The following is a 17,107-nucleotide window of genomic DNA, read 5'->3' as shown; positions in this document are numbered from 1 at the left end:
ATTTTTAAAAAGAATGTTACCATAATAAATCATAGTATTATTACCTTTTGTAATTTATAAAGGGGGCATTTATGGATCCTATTTTTCAATATTTATTTATTTGTACTCTTGTTTTTATTGCGGGATTTATAGATGCAGTTGCGGGCGGTGGCGGTCTTATTTCCATTCCTGCATATATTGTAAGCGGTGTACCTGTGCATGCAGCTATTGCAACTAACAAGATGAGTTCTTCGATGGGTACTTTGTGGGCGACTTATAAATTTTCAAGGGACGGTTACATTCCTTGGAAGCTTGCTCTTTCGTGTGTTGTGTTTGCATTTATCGGTTCAATTTTCGGTGCAAATATCGCTCTTGCGATTGATGCGAGAACTTTTCTTTTTTGCATGCTTGTTCTCATTCCCATAACGGGTTTGTATGTACTTCGAAGTAAGTCGCTGATAAAAGAGAAAATCCCTTTTTCTTTCAGTAAGACTGCAATTTTGAGTATTGTAACTTCATCTCTTATAGGTGTTTATGACGGTTTTTACGGTCCGGGTACGGGAACATTTCTCATTTTAATTCTTACCGGAGTTTCTCATGTTTCTTTGAAGCAGGCCAACGGTATAACGAAGGTTATAAATTCAACTACAAATCTTGCGGCTTTGAGTGTGTTTCTTTTGAATAATCAGGTTCTTCTTCCGCTCGGAGTTGTAGCAGGACTTTTCGGTATAGCGGGCAATCATTTGGGTGCAACGTATTTCAAGGGAAAAGGTGCCAAGGGTGTTCGTCCGATTATACTTACGGTTCTTACAATATTTTTCTTTCGTGTAGTTTACGATTTATTTATTAAATAATCGGTAAATGAATTTGAATAAATTTTGTATCGGAAAATAAAGTGAAAAATTAATTTCCTTCACTTTATTTTTTTATTTTGAATTGCTTATAAAACTTACGTTTGCTATACTGAATTTTATAAAATATTTTTAATTTTTAATAATGGGAGGTGCGGGTATGAACGCATCTGAAAAGGGCAACGGTTTTGCACTTTTACCGTTCGTTGTTTTTATAATAATTTATCTCGGCATGGGAGTTTATTTCTCCATACAGGGCGTTGACATGGCTTTCTATCAGTTTCCGTCTGTAACTGCCATGTTTATTGCGGTCATATCCGCATTTTTCTTGGGTAAGGAAAGTATAAGCGAAAAGTTTAAAATTTTTTCAAAAGGTGCCGCAAATGAAAATGTAATGACTATGCTTATTATTTACATTCTTGCAGGTGCGTTTTCCGCTGTGGCTTCCGCTATGGGCGGTCGTGATGCTACTGTAAATATGGGTATCAGTTTGATACCGGTCGAGTTTTTGACTGCCGGAATTTTTATTATTTCCGCTTTTTTGGGTACTTCGACGGGAACTTCGGTCGGTACCATTGCCGCAATTATTCCTATTGCTGTAGGTATAGGTGAAAAAGCCGGCATTTCCATTCCTTTCATTGTTGCTGCTTGTGTGGGCGGTGCAATGTTCGGTGATAATCTTTCCATGATTTCGGACACGACTATCGCTGCGACACGTACTCAGGGTTGTGAGCTTAAGGATAAGTTCAAAGTGAATTTTTTAATCGCTTTACCGGCTGCAATCGTCACTTTTGTTTTATACTTGTTTTTCGGTCGTCCGGATGTAGTTTCAAGTATAGGAAATCTTGATTACAGTTTGATAAAGGTTTTCCCTTATATTTTGGTTCTTGCTCTTGCACTGCTCGGTACGAACGTATTCATTGTTCTTATTATCGGTATTTTTTCTGCAGGTCTTATCGGTATTTTTGCCGGAAATTTGACTGTCGTTTCACTTTCACAGCAAATTTGGATCGGCTTCAACAATATGAATGAAGCTTTCTTCCTTGCTCTGTTCTGCGGCGGTATTTCAGAAATTGCAGCACATTACGGCGGAATTACTTGGCTTATACATAAATTGAGAGTAATGATTAAGGGAAAAAAATCCGCCGAACTCGGAATTTCCGCATTGGTTTCATTGGTTGATTGTGCTACTGCAAATAATACCATTGCAATTATAATTACAGGTGATATTTCAAAAAATATCAGTAAGGAGTACGACATAGACCCGAGAAGGTCCGCTTCACTTCTTGATATTTTTTCTTGCGTTTTCCAAGGTACTATACCTTACGGTGCTCAACTTCTTACGGCTTCCGCATTGGCATCCAAGTTCGGTTTGCCGGTAAGCATGATTGAGATTGTTCCTTATGTGTGGTATTGTTGGATTCTTGCAGTTTTCGCACTCATTTCAATTTATATTCCTTATGACAATTGGGGTTCTTCAAAAAAACAACAGTTTGAAAAATAAAAACGAAATTTATATTTATTTTCATTTATAAATTACAACCGATACTTTGCAAATTTCCGTAAGTATCGGTTTTTTATTTAAATTGAATGTTTTATTTGTTTTTGCAATTTGAACGGAGAATTTATTTCCGTTTCAAATAATATTTTGTTTTAAGAATAAATTTTATAAAAATAACTCGGCTCAACTATTATTGAACCGAGTTTTATTTTTGTCTTTTTAAGTTTATCTTCGTTCTTTATTTATTCAGCTTTTTTCTTTCTCATGTATTGAATAATTCCTACTATTGCAAGTAATGCTATGCCTGCAACGTCCGTCATCAATTTCGGATCTATGAGACAGAGTCCGCCGATGGTGAGAACTATTCTTTCCCATGCTTTACATTTATCTGCAAATTGTCCGATCATTGCTCCGGAGAGTCCCGCCATTCCGATAAGTGCGGTAAGTGTGGAGAAAATCATTCCCGTAATTGTCGCATTTATTCCTAAAAGTACGGGTGAGAATACGAATACGTAGGGTATAATAAATGCCGCTATACCGAGTTTCGATGCATTCACCGCAGTTTTCATGGGATTGCCTCCTGCTATCGCACTTCCTGCATAAGCTGCAAGTGCCACCGGAGGTGTAATATCCGCAATAATTCCGAAGTAGAATACGAACATGTGCGCCGCCAAAATCGGAACTCCGGCACCTACAAGCGCCGGTGCGACTATTGTAGATGTTATTACATAGTTTGCAGTTGTCGGAACTCCCATTCCGAGTATAAGTGATGTGAGCATTGTGCAAATAAGCAATAAAAGGAAGTTGCCTGATGCAAGTTGTACAAGTGTGGATGCCATTTTAAGTCCGACACCGGTTTTTGTAACTATACCGATAATAATACCGGCAGCCGCACATGCTATGAGTACACCCAGACATCCGCGTGCACCTTGCACGAGTCCGCCTATTATATCACTCATCTTCATTCTTGTGTTTGCACGAAGCATCGCTGTACCTATGGAAATAAATATTCCCCACAGTGCCGCTTTCATCGGAGTGTATCCCGAGGAAAGCAATCCGATAATGACCACAAGAGGAATTGCAAGATGTCCTTGCTCTTTCATTATTTTTCCAAATGAAGGAAGTTGACTTCTCGGTGTACCTTTCAAATTATTTCTTTTCGCTTCAAAATGAACTCCCAAAAATACTCCGATGAAGTATAAAATTGCCGGTACGATTGCGGCTTTTACCACTTCCATGTACGGAATACCCACAAATTCCGCCATAAGGAATGCCGCCGCACCCATAATAGGAGGCATAATCTGTCCGCCGGTAGATGCTGCCGCTTCCACCGCTCCGGCGAAGTTTTTTTCATATCCCAATTTTTTCATCATGGGAATGGTAAATGCACCGCTGCCGACAACATTTGCTACCGAACTTCCCGAGATTGTACCTTCAAGTGCGCTTGAAAGCACAGCAACTTTTGCCGGTCCGCCAGATGCCCAGCCTGCAATTGCATTTGCTATATCTATGAAAAATTTTCCGAGTCCCGTTTTTTCAAGATAAGCACCGAATAAAATAAACAAAAATATAAATGTGGAGGAAACTCCCATAGGAATGCCGAATACCCCTTCAGTAGTAAAGAAAAGATGTCCGACCATCTGATTTATTGTCAAACCTCTGTGTGCCAATGCGCCCGGCATGTAGGGACCTAAAAATCCATATGCCATGAAAGCAAGCACAACGCACACTATAGGCATACCTACAATACGTCTTGCGGCTTCAATAACCATAACAAGTCCAAGCACTCCCATAACCGCATCCAAAGGAGTAACTGTACCTGCTCTCAAAATCAAGCTCTTGTATTGAACGAGAATATAGCATGACGGTACAACGGATAATATTGCAAGTCCCAAATCAAGTAAGTGTATCCGTCCTTTTTTCACCCAAGATCTTTTTGTAGGATTGAGCAAAAATACCAATGCTATACCGAATGACAAGTGAATGCAACGCTGAATCATTGCGTCCAAAACTCCGAAAAGTCCGGTATAAATCTGAAATAACGAAAAGACTATACAAATCAACGCAATCAGCTTTGCCCAGATACCTGAATATTCCGCAAAGTTGGATTCTTTATCAAGCTCTTTCAAAGTCTCTTGCAAATCTTTCCCCTTTTTATTGATCTTTTTTGCATTTGTATCCAAGTCAGCCAATTGATTCAACTCCTTATCATTATAAAAAACAAACTTTGTACAACGGTACGACACAAATATCCAATTTCGTCCCTATCGGCATTTCATCTTTCAAGTTGTATACAGAATTACCTACATGAACTTTTTCCTCATTTGTAACTCCGTTACGAATTGAAAGTACGGGATATTTACGATTTATGGAATCGAGAACAAACCAATCTTTTTCTTTTCTGAAGTGACCGTCCGTTTGTAAAAACGGAAGTCCGGCTCCATATGATTGATACTTTGTAGATTTCAAAACGAGTCCGCTTACATTGCCGTCAATTTCCAAATTTTCATAAATCATCGTTCTTTGTACCGAATGTCTGTACTCAAGTACAAGAGGCATTCCGGCGTATGCACGTTTTACAAACAAAATACCTTTTTCGGATTTACCTACTATGTATTTTTGATTTAAAAAGTAAACTGCAATTGCAAGAATTATCAGACATATAATCACTATTGTTTTTTTACTTTTTGAAATACGCCGAAAGCTCTCCATATTTACCGACAAATGTCGTTCACCTCGTATTATTCTTCAAAAAACTTTTTTGCTCCTTCGTTCATAGGAATAGACATACCTTCCATTCCGGTAGCTTTGCTTATGTATTGTCCTACAGCATGTGCCGCTTTCATACGATCGAGATTTTCATAAATTACTTTTACAATCTTTTCACCCAATGATTTTTCCATTTTATCCGTGGTTACCAAGAGGCATTTTACCGATAACGTTACAACGTCTTCATTCTGATTTGAATATGTGCCTGCCGGAATAATCATCTTTGTGTAGTACGGATATTTCTTAATAAGATTGTCTATTATAGATTCATCCAAAGGAATAATTCTTATCAATTTGCTTGCGGACAAGTCTTGAATTGCCGCTGTCGGGAAGCCCGCAACTACAACTCCTGCATCTACGTTTCCGTCTTTCAACGCATCGGAAGCTTCACCGAATGACAAATATTGTTCATCTATGTCGTCATATGTAATTCCGTATGCCGCAAGAATTTGTCTTGCATTTGCTTCGGCACCCGATCCCGATGCACCGACCGCAACTTTTTTACCTTTCAAATCCGCTATTGAACGAATTCCCGATCCTTCGGTAGTTACGAATTGAATTGTTTCAGGATACAATGCCGCAAGCCCTTTCAAATTTCCCACTTTGTTGTCTTTGAACATTTCCAATCCGTTTACCGCATAGTAGGAAATATCATTCTGTACGAATGCCACATCTACAGATCCGTCTTTAAGCATATTTATATTTGCAACGGAAGCCCCTGTTGACTGTGCGGATGCATTCATGTTTTCAATGTTTTTATTCATCAATTCGGCCAATGCACCGCCGAGCGGATAGTATGTACCTGCAGTACCGCCGGTAGCAATATTAATAAAATTCTTGTCACCGCTGCATCCTGTCAAAATAATCGTACCTGCCAGACAAACAGCTGTGACAGCTGCCAAACGTTTCATCCAACGCTTCATAATATTTCCTCCTTTTTACAAAAAAAGCTACAGACTGTATGCGCACATACAATTCTGTAGCTTCATCGCTTTTTTATTAAGTTGCTTTTAATTATACTACTTCTCAAAATCTTTGTAAAGTAGGCTGGGTTGAATTCCTTTATTATTTTGATATTTTCCGCTTGTGTACTTGTCCGCTTCACCTAAAACGGTATGAAAATATATCTGACAAATTTCCACTCCGGCATATATTCTTATCGGTTGAACGCAAAACATTTCAAGTGTCCAATAACCGGCAAATCCTACATCTCCGAATCCCGCCGTCACGTGAATAAAAAGTCCCAAGCGTCCTATAGAGGATCTTCCTTCAAGCATCGGAACGAAACATTCCGTTCGTGTGAACTCATGTGTTCTTCCCAAGTATAATTTATTCGGTTCAAGAAGGTATCCTTCTTTAGGTATTTTTATCAATTTACCGACATTTTTCTTTTTCATGTCGAGTTCATAATTGTCATATACCATAAGTTCGTCCGACAATGTAAGGTTGTAACTGTTGGGATTTACTCTTGACGGATCGAAAGGTTTTATTTCGATTTCATTTCCCAAGTGTCTTACTATTTCTTTACCCGATAAAATCATTTCGTTCCCCTGCTTTCCTGATTAAATTTTTTACGATGTAATTGCATTCTTCTGTTGCTGAACGGCATTTTTGCCGGCATTCCGTTTTCAATTTTGAGAATTTTACGTTCTTCTTCGTCTATTTTGTCGGAAATTATAAGTTTTCCGTCTTTGTCAAATGATATCAAATGTGCCGAAAACAAAGCTGCATGTGTCGGACAGAAACATAAACCTTTGTGTTTTTTATCACTTTTCCCGTAAGGTTCCATGCGAAGAAGTGAAAGCCTTTTTATTCCGCATACCGTACATTGTGAATTTTCCGTCAGTGATTTTCTTTCAAATTTTCTTTCACTTTCTATATATTCTTTTATATTTTTCACTGTCGTTTCGGATGTTTGAGAAAATAAATTTCCTTCCACTCCGAAGGAAGAAATGTCTTCGGATAAAATTTCTTCAAGTCCTATATAGTTTATATATCCCGATTCTTCCAATTCACGAAATGCCCGTACCGCATTCTCTTTAAGTATCCACAGATATGTTCCGTCTTCATCTTCTTTTCCGTTGAAAACATATTCCCAAGGTGCCATTTTCAAAGAGGCTTTTTCGGTTGTAGAACAGGTTTCAATCTTTTTTTCTCTGCACAGATTTTTTATTTTATTACCTGCCCAACCTACCGCCGCATTCAATGCACGATATTCGGTGTGTAATTTGTGTGCAATTTGTTTGGCGTTGTCCGTATAGTTCGGTGAGCGATATAACGAAAAAAATATTTGCATCATCAAATCGGAAATCACTTCGGTATTTCCCAAAATAGACATCCAACCTTTTTCCGTTATTATGTTCCACTCTTTCCGACCTTTACGCCTTGCCACGGAATACACCTTCTTTCGGTATTTCTGATTAATTATAGCATACTGCACATAATTTTTAATTATGACTTGAATTTTTTAAATATAAAAGCAATCCGACTTTTTTATCGAATTGCTTTTCTTCTATTCTTCAATTGACGGTTTCGGATATTTATCGAAAAATCTTACGTCTTCGGCTCTGTCTCTGTGGTGTGCGATGAATTTTTCCATTATCGCCAGGTCGAACCATTGATGAAATTTGTATCCGCTTTTTTCCAAAAATCCCACTTTTGTAAATCCCATGTATTCATGAAATTGCAAACTGTTTCTGGTTAAATGTTCGTTTTCAATTTTCGGTACAGCTACACGTGCATACATATTTGTAATTCCCATACGGCTCAGTACGGATTCAATTGCACGGTACATTCTTTTACCTACTCCGCTTCTTCCGAGTCCATGTCTTACGTAAATTGAAATTTGTACACAGTGATTTATCGCTTCACGTTCTACAAGAGGTGATGCGTAAATGTATCCGACTATGTGTCCGTCTCTTTCCGCCACTATATAGGGATACTTGCTTGAAATTTTTTCCACTCTTTTTTGAAATGCGTATTCATCGGGAAGTGTGCATTCCGTTGTAATGCAAGTATTTTCTACATAGTAGGAGTATATGTCTCTCAATATTTCCGAATCTTCAGGTTCTACGTAACGCAAATTTATCATTTTTATCAACTCCTTTTTTTCTCTCTGTTTTCAGCTTTACTATTTTACACTCTGAAATTTTATTATGCAATATCAAAATATGCACGACTGCCTTTTTTTGTTTTGTCTACACGCAATTTTGCCGGTATTCTTTCTTCAAGTCCTTCCACATGGGAAATTATACCTACAAGACGTGGACTTTCTTCGTTTTCGTCGACGGTTGTCAAAGTTTTTAATGACAGGTCCAAAGATTCCGAGTCGAGTGTGCCGAATCCCTCATCTATGAACATCGCATCGAGTTTTATTCCGCCGGAGTATTCTTGAACTACATCTGCAAGTCCCAATGCCAGCGACATAGATGCCAAAAATGTTTCTCCTCCCGAAAGTGTCGATGCCGGTCGTGCTTTACCCGTATAGCTGTCGAATACTTCAAGATCCAACCCTGCGGTTTTTCTCGCATCGAGTCTGTCGCCCAAGCGTCTGTTCAGTTCGTATCTTCCTCCGCTCATCGTGTCCAGTCTTAAATTTGCTTTTTGTGTAACTTCGTCAAGCAATGCACCCAAAACGAAACGTTCAAGATTTATTCCCGTTTCTTTTCCGCTTACCAATTCGGAAAGTCCTCCTACAAGTTTGTACTTTTCATCAAGTTCCTTTCCATGTTTTGCAAGTATGTCCAATTCTTTTTTCGCTTTTCCGTATTGTGAAATTATACCTTTCAGACGTTCTTCTTTTACCGTTGCTTCTTTTACATCGGTGAGTAATTCGTTGCGTTTCTTTTCGAGGGTTTCCATATCCGGACAAGTTTTTTCTCCGATATAGTTGTGTTCTTTTTCAAGTCTTTTGCTTATCGCTTTGCACAACGATATGTATTCCGTATATTCTTTTTCCATTTTCGAAAGTTCGTTCACACGTCTGAAATATTCGGCACTTTCTTTTCTGTCTGCAAATCCTTCTTCCTTCGATCTTGCCTCAAGTTCGTTTCTTCTGTCTTCGTATTTTACTCTCAAAGATTTCACTTCTTCATCAAGTCGTGCAAGTTCACCTTTCAAAGATGCCGTGATTTCCGATGTTTTTTTCAATTCCTCCTCTACGTGTTTGTATCTTTCTTCGTAATGTTTGTTTGCTTTTTCCGAATTTTCGATTTTTTTGTCGAGTTCTTCTATATTTCTATACTTTTCTTCTACTTGATTTTCCGTTTGAATTAAAACTTCTTGAGCTTTCACAAGTTGAAGTTTCAGAGGATTTATTTTATCCGTCAATTGTTTGTTCGCTTTTTCTTTCAAGTCTTTTTCGTTTTTCATTGCTTGTTCCGCTTCGCTTGATGCTCTGTCCACATCTTTTTTATCCGGCAACAATTCATTGCTATGTGCCGGCAGCGGATGCTCGGTCGAGCCGCATACCGGACAAGGACTTCCGTCTTTCAAATGCGATGCCAAGTATGCCGATTGCCCTTTCAGAAAAACTTCCTGAAGTGCGACGGCGGTCTTTTTTTTGTTCAAACTTGTTTCTTCCGCCAGCTTTATTTTTATTTTTATTTCTTCAAGTATTTTTTCCTGTTTTTCCAATTCGCTTTTCAAAAGATTGCATTTCAAAACGGATTCACTGTACCCCTGTGCCAAAGGTCGTATGTTTTTAAGTAAAAGCAGCTCTTGAACGTTTTTATTATGTTGCTCTTCTTCTTTATCCAAAAATTCTTTTTCTTTATAAATTTCCTTTTCCGAATTATATGCTTTTTCATATATTCCGTATTTCTCATCAAAAAGTTTTTTCTTTTCCACGCCTTCCGTTTTTATTTCTTCTATTAATTGAAATGCTTCTTTCAAATGCGATGCACGTTTTACTTTTTCCATGTCGGAATAAAGTTTTTTCATGTCCGGTTCTTTCAATTTTAAAATTTTTTCTTCTTTTTCAATTTCATTTATTCGCATGTATGCGTCATATATGCTTTTTTCCCAATCATATATTTTTGTGAATTCTTGTTGCTTTTCATTTGCAATTTTCAACTTTTCACTTTCACTTTCAAGTTCGGTTGACGCATTTTTTTCTTTTGCTTTCAATTCCTCTTCATTTTCGGCATCACAATTTGCAAGTATCGTATTGTACCTGATTTTGTCTTCTTCATAAAATTTCTCGATTTCACGATATTTCTTTTTCAGCAGATTTTCCACGGAGGCATACATTTGCGTTTTGAAAAGTTGCTGCATTATGCCTTGTCTTTCTTTCGAGTCTGCAAGTAAAAGTTTTCTGAAATCGCCTTGCGGCAGAAGTATTATCTGTCTGAACTGATCCACACCTACTCCGATAAGTTTTTCGATATGGTAATCTACACCTTTTGCCGCTATAAGTTTTATTTCATTTCCGTTGTCATCTATTTCAAAAAGTTCCGCTTTACCTTGTCGTGTGACGGATTTATTCAAATCACCTTTTTTCCTTGTGTGTTCCTGTGTAGGTTTTCTGATTACACGATAAAAATCATTTCCTATCGCAAAATCAAATTCGACTTTCGTTTCGGTATCCAAATCGGCATAACTGCTTCGCATCGTTTCACCGTTTCGCAATCCGCCTCCCGTTTTTCCGTAAAGCGCATAGCACATGGCATCGAGTATAGTAGTTTTACCGGCACCCGTCTGTCCACAAATCAAGAAGAGTTTTTGATTTCCGAGTAAAGTGAAATCCAGCTCCTGCTCGTCCGAATACGGTCCGAATGCGCACATTTTCAGTCTAATCGGTTTCAATCAAATTCTCCTCCTTTCAATTCTTCAAAAATTTTTTGCATGTATTCCGCTTCCGTTTTATTCATCGGCTCATCACGAAATTCATCTACAAATGTTTTCATCATATCAATAGGATTTACTCTTTTTTTGAAATCGAAATTCCTTGCTCCTTCACCCGTTTGTACACGTTTTTTCGTCTGCAATGCCATTACGTACGGAAAATGAGTGCGAAGTCTTGCCATTGCATCTATAACGGGTCCGTCATTTGTAAGTTCGATTTGCAGAAAATCATCTGTAAATAAAGATTCGTTTTTCATCAAATCTTCAAACAGTCCGGTTATAATTCGTACATCACGGCGAGGTTTCAAAGGTACGAATTTTGTCTTTACTTCTCCGTCTTTTGAAAGTTCTCCGACAATAACACCTTTCTTTTGCGTAACTTCACTGAATGAATACTTCAAAAGACTTCCGCTATAACGTACATTGTCAAAACCTGCACGCTGCGGAGAATGCAAATGTCCGAGTGCCGTATAATTGTAAGGTTTGAAAATTTCCGCACGAATCAAATCCGTACCGCCGATTGACAAAGGACGTTCGGAGTCGCTTGTACTTCCTCCGGCGACAAACTCGTGAGTTATTGCAATTTTTCTTATATTTTTATCTATCTTTGAAAGTAAGTAATTTGAAAGTGAAAGCACAGATTCTTCATGCGTTTTTACCGTTTCATCTTTCATAACGGTACGTACCGTCCCCGGTTCGGCGTACGGAATGGGTGCAAAAGCCACCGCACCCCACTCATCTTCCAATACAATCGGTTTTACACTGCGTTTTATATCTCCGACCATGAAAAGTCCTCCACTTTCCATCAAACGTCCGCCGAAAGACAGACGCTGAGATGAATCGTGGTTACCGCTTATAACTATGAACGGTATTTTGCGTCGACCGACTATTTCATAAATCATCTCGTCCAAAAGCTCCACCGCTTCAGACGGCGGAACCGAGCGATCGTAAACATCACCGGCAAGCAAAACAACATCGGGCTTTTCATCATCTACAAGAGGGAGAAATCGGTTTTTCAAAATCCACTCCTGTTCTTCCGTCAAATACTCGCCGTAAAACAATTTACCTATGTGCCAATCTGCAGTATGAATAAACTTCATAACGCCTCCAACTGTTTTTCAAGCAAAAATCCGCTTACATGAATTTTTATATCTTCACTTTTATCTACATAAACATCTGAAAAATACAAAGTATAGTTTTCATCAACTTTATAAATCATGCGCTCTTCAATATTTTTGTTTTTTACTTTATCCGCTTCTTCCAAATATTTATTTATGTCCACATTATAAGTACCGCTCTCGGTTTCAATGCTCAAAACATTATTCTTCAAATATTCGTCAAACACATACATACGATTGTAACCGGAAACGGAAATCGTATTCCAAGTGTGAGTAAAATTCAATTTCCCGTCCTCTTTTTCGGAATATATAAATTCACGAAAAGGCGCACTTTCACTCAATGTCTTAACACATGGAAAGCGCCATGCACCTTCATTTCCCGAAAGATACGAAAAGGAACTTTTCAAAATTTTTTCATCTTCACTTGTAATATTCATCGGCACCGAAACGGTTCCGTTTTTTACGATACCGTACTTTTCAACAACAAACTTCAAACGCATTCCCTGATCATAGGCAGGTACATCAATCAAATTGAGAGGAGTCAAAGTTGAAAAAAGAACGATAACAATTGCCGCCGGCAAAAGTTTTCTCGCAAAAATTCCGAAAATTCCGGAAATCGCAACACAAATCCCGAAAATCATACAGGCTATGGAAATATAACGCATCGAAGTAAGTCCGTAAGCAAAAATACGTATATACAAACCTGCCGCCTGAACGATAAATATCGGAATCATCAATGCTCCTCCGACACGAAGAAGCATACGAATTCTGTCGTTATTCTCCCGATGCAGAGAAAAATAAAACAACGCATAAAATACAGTTGCAAACAAAGCGTAACCGTTCATCACACCAATCGGCATTTCTTGTAAATAAGCAATCTTTGCAATGTATCCGTACAAAATAACCATATGAATTATGTATACTGGAAATAAAATGCGTTTCAAAAGCCACAAAAGGGAATTTTCCTCATGTAACTCCACATCAAAACGAGGCAAGTACGACAAAAACAAATTCGCAAAAAGTACGCCGAATGCAAATGTAAATAAAACTGCAATCCAATTATCGGAAAGATTTGCAAACAAAAGATTTTTCAATCCTTGCAAACAGATAAATCCCGAAACGAAAGCAAGTAATGAAATACCGAAAGCTTTCCAAAAAGATTTAAAAACAAATCTGAATAAAACTTTTCCGTTTTCATAAGTCCAAAGCAAAAATACGGATACGAAAAAAACAGCTGCCGCACCGCCCGATATATACATAAGAAGATAATCGTTGAGCGGCATATTTATAAAGTAAAAATAAAGAAGAGCCGCAATCGGTACATTCAAAAAATCACACACGAAACGATTGAACTTAAACCGCTCCGACAAAATCCTCAAAAATATCGAAGAAAAGAAAGTGCAGGAAAGCGACATGAGAAGTGCCTGCAAAAAAATCGGAAAAACAGTACTCCACAAAGCACCGTCCGCAGAAATATACACACGGAAAAATACCGTAAGAAAAATTAAAATTGTAAGTACGAAAGAAATAAAAAATCGGCAAATACCCAAAACACGTCCGGTAAAAAAATCGGTCATCAAAAACTTCATAAACTGCTCCTTTATCGAACAAATATTTATTTCATTATATCATGGTAAATAATTGAAAATTGAAAAATGTCCTTAACACAATTTTTCTACTTGCTGAAAAATACAAGCTTTATCTTTTCAATAAAAAAGAGAAATGAATTGTTTTTATCTTTCATTTCTCTTTTTACCTTTTATTTGTATCCAAACTTGTAAAAAATTTCTTACACGTAGCATTTTTTTATTATTCTTTTTATTTTATCTACCGGATAAGGTGCATCGTATTTTTCGAAGTATTCTATATTTACCACTTGCACTATTTTTCTTTCATTTTCAGGCCCTACCGGAACTATTACATAGTCACCGACTTCTATGCTTTCGTCTTCCGTCAGGTAATAGTAGCTTTTCACAGTTCCCGGAAATACCACGCTTGCAAACATGTATTTACCCTTGCAACCTTTTCCTTTGTAATAAAATTTTTTATCGAAAATGTCACCCTCATTGTAAATTTTCAAAAAATCGGAAACCGCATTGATAAACTCGTCATAATTATCCGGCAAACCTATGAAATCGAAGATTCCACCAAGTTCTTTTTCTTTATCGTTTTCATAATATATCGTAAGACTGTAGTACGACTCTTCACTTACAGGTAAACCTGCATCAATCTCTTCTTCCATACTTATGGATGAACATAAATCGGCTTCTTCCAATTTCATACGTTCAAAAACTCTATTGTTTTCAAAATAACTCAGCAAAATATCTATGCATTCCCCGACTTCATACTTGTGATAAACTTTGTTTCCGTTTTCAAATTCTCTTGAAAATTCAATTGTTTTTGTTTTTCCGTTTATTGTCAAATATTCGGAATATTTTCGCTCAATATGTTCGGTCGCATCAAAGAAAGGTACTTCTGCCATTCTGCTGTAACTCAACGTTATTTCTTCTATTCTGTCCATGTAAAAATTACCGTCCAAAAGCATCAAATTATTTTCTTCGAGCATGCACCTTACAAACTCGGATAATTTTCTTGCATTTTTTAAAAAAGAACACTCATAAAATTCAACTTTTCCGTTTTCACGTGTAATTTTTACTTCCCAATATCCCGTACCCGTCGTATGTACATCATCAAATTCGTTTTCAAAGTAATCTTCAAACGCTTCAAATATTGAAGCTATTTTCTATTAGCATCTGCACTTGCCCTAATGGGATATTAAATATTATCCCGTAAATAGACATTCCAAGTAGCAATACTGCAACAACTATGCCTATTCCATAAAGACATCCGTTACTAACTTTAGCTTTTTTAACTTTTATATTTATATAGCTATATATGAGAAATACTGCAAATATAAAAACTAAAATATAATTTGGTAACATACTCATTATACTTTACCTTTTAGTTGCAAAATTTATTCCAAAACTCAACCCAGTTACTGTGTTCTTCTCTTTGGTCAACGTAAGTGAATGTTTCTTCGTCATACCAATCGTGATTTACTATATCGTCAATAGTCTTAGGAACAAAAAAGTTGAAAAATTCTTTCTTAAATGAGTTTCCGTATTGTAGATAATAGGAACCTACCATCTTGGTGAAATTAGTTTTCTTTACATCTTGCGGTCTATAAAGAAGTGCTTCACCAACCTGAGTTAAATCAGGGCTTACCTCAAGAAAAACTAAACTTAAATCACTTTCCTTATAGCCAAGTATAAAACTTCTATACTTATAGGAAACCGTACGAAGTACCGCAAAATTAGCTCCACCTATATCTTCTGAATAAGCATAGATTATTTGATATTCTGAGCCATTATCTACTTTCCTATCAAAGATTTCTCTCATTAATGCCTTGTTTTCATCGCTTTTTGCTTTATCTAATTCAACTTCTTTTTTTCCTCCAAACAGTCCGAATAAACCCATTTTTCTATTCCTCCATTTACTTTGTTTTCAAGTATAATTATACTTATAATATACTATTTTTTAGTTATTTTTTCTATCATTTTTATATGGATTCAATTATTTTTGTCTTTCATATTGTAGGAGTGGTATACCTATTTATTGTTTTTCATTCTTTTTAGAATGTATTACCTTAAATAGCTTATCTTGAAATGTTTCCTTACTCTTTTTATCAAAATATATTTCTGTTACAAGTGTCTTTCCATTTATCTTTTTTGTAAGAATGCCATCAGGCTTTTAATCTTCTTCTGTCTGTATTTCTTTAATATCTGTTTTCTCATTTTCTGCCATTTAGTTCCTCCTTTCGACTTGTACACAAAAAGCTTACCTGTAAATCATATGCAATATCGTTTCATTCAAGACTCAAACTGCATTAATATTATTCCGCCTGCGAAAACATTTCTCGACAAATGAAAACTCCCTTATCTTTTTATGATAAAGGAGTTGTTTTTTATTCGTTGAAACTTTCCTTTTCCAAAATCGTTTCAGCCGAAATTTTAAGTTTTTCAAGTTCGTCTTCTCTTAAATCAAGTTGTACTTGTTTTACTATACCTTTTCTTCCTACCACTGCCGGATAAGATAAGTAAGTGCCGTACTCATCTCTGTAATTTGAAACGGGGAACACTTCATGCGAATCGGACATAATTGCACATACCAAACGCACTGCGGAAGCCGCCACTCCGTAATTTGTATACAATTTTCCGGCAAAAACCGTAAAACCTCCGCTGCGTGTTTCCTTTTCTATAGCTTCCAAATCTATTCCTGATTTCGCTGCAAGTTTTTCAACAGGTAAATCAAGAACCTTCACCGTAGACCATGCAACAAACTGAGAATCTCCATGCTCTCCCAAACTGTAACCTTGAACCGATTTAGGATTTACATTGAAAAATTTACCGACTGCACGATGCAACCTTGCAGAGTCGAGTAACGTTCCCGTACCCATAATATTTTCACGTGGAAGATTTGTAGCCTTCTGATACAATCCGCAAATCGCATCACAAGGATTTGTAATATCCACCAAAATACCTTTAAATCCGGAATCTTTAATTTTTTTACCTACCTCTGCAACTGCCAATTTATTTACACGAAGTTCCGCAAATCTGTCCGCCTTCTCAAGCGTAATCAAATGAATATTTCCCAATGCGGAAACAATCACATCTGCATCCTTCAACCGTTCATAATCGTTGACGGTAATATTCACATGAAAAGGCAAATTATTCATTGCATCTTCAAAATCCAAAGCATCGGCTTTCACTTTCTTTTCGTTCTTATCATACAAAAGAAGTTCATCCGTACAACCTTCAACAACAAGCTGATGAGCAACTGCCGCACCGACATTACCCATACCGATAACTGCCACTTTTCCTGCCATAGTATCCGTCCTTCCTTAAAATTCAATACTCTTGAAATATTATATTTCTTAAGATATTTACTGAATTTTACTACTTAAGATACTCGAATGCAAATATTAAAGATTAAAATTTATAAACGATAATTTCCCAATAAAAAACTCGATATGCATTTTTAAAATA

General features: G+C 36.9%; 15 protein-coding genes. 2 read left to right on the top strand and 13 right to left on the bottom strand.

Going from position 1 to position 17,107, the window contains the following annotated elements; translation table 11 throughout:
- Positions 1 to 71 precede the first annotated feature (71 nt).
- Both HMPREF9083_RS04190 and HMPREF9083_RS04185 read left to right on the top strand, forming a co-directional pair.
- Positions 72 to 833: a sulfite exporter TauE/SafE family protein gene (locus HMPREF9083_RS04190; RefSeq protein WP_007556170.1), complete on the top strand. Its 762-nt coding sequence runs from the start codon at positions 72 to 74 to the stop codon at positions 831 to 833.
- A 157-nt stretch (positions 834 to 990) separates the two neighbouring features.
- Positions 991 to 2,334 (top strand): Na+/H+ antiporter NhaC family protein, encoded by a 1,344-nt coding sequence (locus HMPREF9083_RS04185; RefSeq protein WP_007554935.1) that lies wholly within the window; start codon positions 991 to 993, stop codon positions 2,332 to 2,334.
- 239 nt (positions 2,335 to 2,573) lie between these two features.
- Here HMPREF9083_RS04185 and HMPREF9083_RS04180 read toward each other — a convergent pair whose 3' ends face one another.
- The 13 genes from HMPREF9083_RS04180 to HMPREF9083_RS04120 all read right to left on the bottom strand — a co-directional run bounded on the left by HMPREF9083_RS04180 (position 2,574) and on the right by HMPREF9083_RS04120 (position 16,947).
- Positions 2,574 to 4,523: a TRAP transporter permease gene (locus tag HMPREF9083_RS04180; RefSeq protein ID WP_155800622.1), complete on the bottom strand. Its 1,950-nt coding sequence runs from the start codon at positions 4,521 to 4,523 to the stop codon at positions 2,574 to 2,576.
- A gap of 19 nt (positions 4,524 to 4,542) precedes the next feature.
- Positions 4,543 to 5,043, bottom strand: coding sequence for a DUF1850 domain-containing protein (locus HMPREF9083_RS04175; RefSeq protein WP_007556167.1), 501 nt, complete (start codon positions 5,041 to 5,043; stop codon positions 4,543 to 4,545).
- A gap of 29 nt (positions 5,044 to 5,072) precedes the next feature.
- Complete coding sequence (locus HMPREF9083_RS04170) at positions 5,073 to 6,023, bottom strand: TAXI family TRAP transporter solute-binding subunit (protein WP_007556166.1); 951 nt, start codon at positions 6,021 to 6,023, stop codon at positions 5,073 to 5,075.
- A gap of 96 nt (positions 6,024 to 6,119) precedes the next feature.
- Positions 6,120 to 6,641, bottom strand: coding sequence for a dCTP deaminase (dcd, locus tag HMPREF9083_RS04165; RefSeq protein ID WP_007556165.1), 522 nt, complete (start codon positions 6,639 to 6,641; stop codon positions 6,120 to 6,122).
- The gene (locus HMPREF9083_RS04160) at positions 6,638 to 7,492 is read right to left on the bottom strand and encodes a type II restriction endonuclease (protein WP_155800616.1); all 855 of its coding nucleotides are present in this window, start codon (positions 7,490 to 7,492) and stop codon (positions 6,638 to 6,640) included. The genes dcd and HMPREF9083_RS04160 overlap by 4 nt, the downstream gene beginning before the upstream one ends.
- A gap of 120 nt (positions 7,493 to 7,612) precedes the next feature.
- Positions 7,613 to 8,191: a GNAT family N-acetyltransferase gene (locus tag HMPREF9083_RS04155; RefSeq protein WP_007556163.1), complete on the bottom strand. Its 579-nt coding sequence runs from the start codon at positions 8,189 to 8,191 to the stop codon at positions 7,613 to 7,615.
- 62 nt (positions 8,192 to 8,253) lie between these two features.
- Positions 8,254 to 10,905: an AAA family ATPase gene (locus HMPREF9083_RS04150; protein WP_071777870.1), complete on the bottom strand. Its 2,652-nt coding sequence runs from the start codon at positions 10,903 to 10,905 to the stop codon at positions 8,254 to 8,256.
- Positions 10,902 to 12,044, bottom strand: coding sequence for an exonuclease SbcCD subunit D (locus HMPREF9083_RS04145; protein WP_007556161.1), 1,143 nt, complete (start codon positions 12,042 to 12,044; stop codon positions 10,902 to 10,904). The genes HMPREF9083_RS04150 and HMPREF9083_RS04145 overlap by 4 nt, the downstream gene beginning before the upstream one ends.
- Positions 12,041 to 13,651 (bottom strand): DUF4153 domain-containing protein, encoded by a 1,611-nt coding sequence (locus tag HMPREF9083_RS04140; RefSeq protein WP_035062680.1) that lies wholly within the window; start codon positions 13,649 to 13,651, stop codon positions 12,041 to 12,043. Before HMPREF9083_RS04140 ends, HMPREF9083_RS04145 begins: the two co-directional genes overlap by 4 nt.
- Positions 13,652 to 13,851: 200 nt before the next feature.
- Positions 13,852 to 14,628, bottom strand: coding sequence for a hypothetical protein (locus HMPREF9083_RS04135; RefSeq protein WP_007556159.1), 777 nt, complete (start codon positions 14,626 to 14,628; stop codon positions 13,852 to 13,854).
- Between the two features lie 395 nt (positions 14,629 to 15,023).
- Positions 15,024 to 15,539, bottom strand: coding sequence for a hypothetical protein (locus tag HMPREF9083_RS04125; protein ID WP_007556157.1), 516 nt, complete (start codon positions 15,537 to 15,539; stop codon positions 15,024 to 15,026).
- Between the two features lie 135 nt (positions 15,540 to 15,674).
- Entirely contained in the window at positions 15,675 to 15,785 is a 111-nt protein-coding gene (locus HMPREF9083_RS06790) for a hypothetical protein (RefSeq protein WP_420864488.1), read from the bottom strand.
- 241 nt (positions 15,786 to 16,026) lie between these two features.
- Positions 16,027 to 16,947 carry an L-lactate dehydrogenase gene (locus HMPREF9083_RS04120; protein WP_007556156.1) on the bottom strand — a complete coding sequence of 307 codons (921 nt, stop codon included), beginning with the start codon at positions 16,945 to 16,947 and terminating at the stop codon, positions 16,027 to 16,029.
- Between the last annotated feature and the right edge of the window lie 160 nt (positions 16,948 to 17,107).

It is taken from the genome of Dialister micraerophilus DSM 19965 (genome assembly GCF_000194985.1).
In the GTDB taxonomy this organism is placed as follows: Bacteria; Bacillota; Negativicutes; order Veillonellales; family Dialisteraceae; genus Dialister; species Dialister micraerophilus.
Note: the sequence above shows the minus strand (reverse complement) of the source record. Positions and strands in the feature narration are given on the sequence as shown.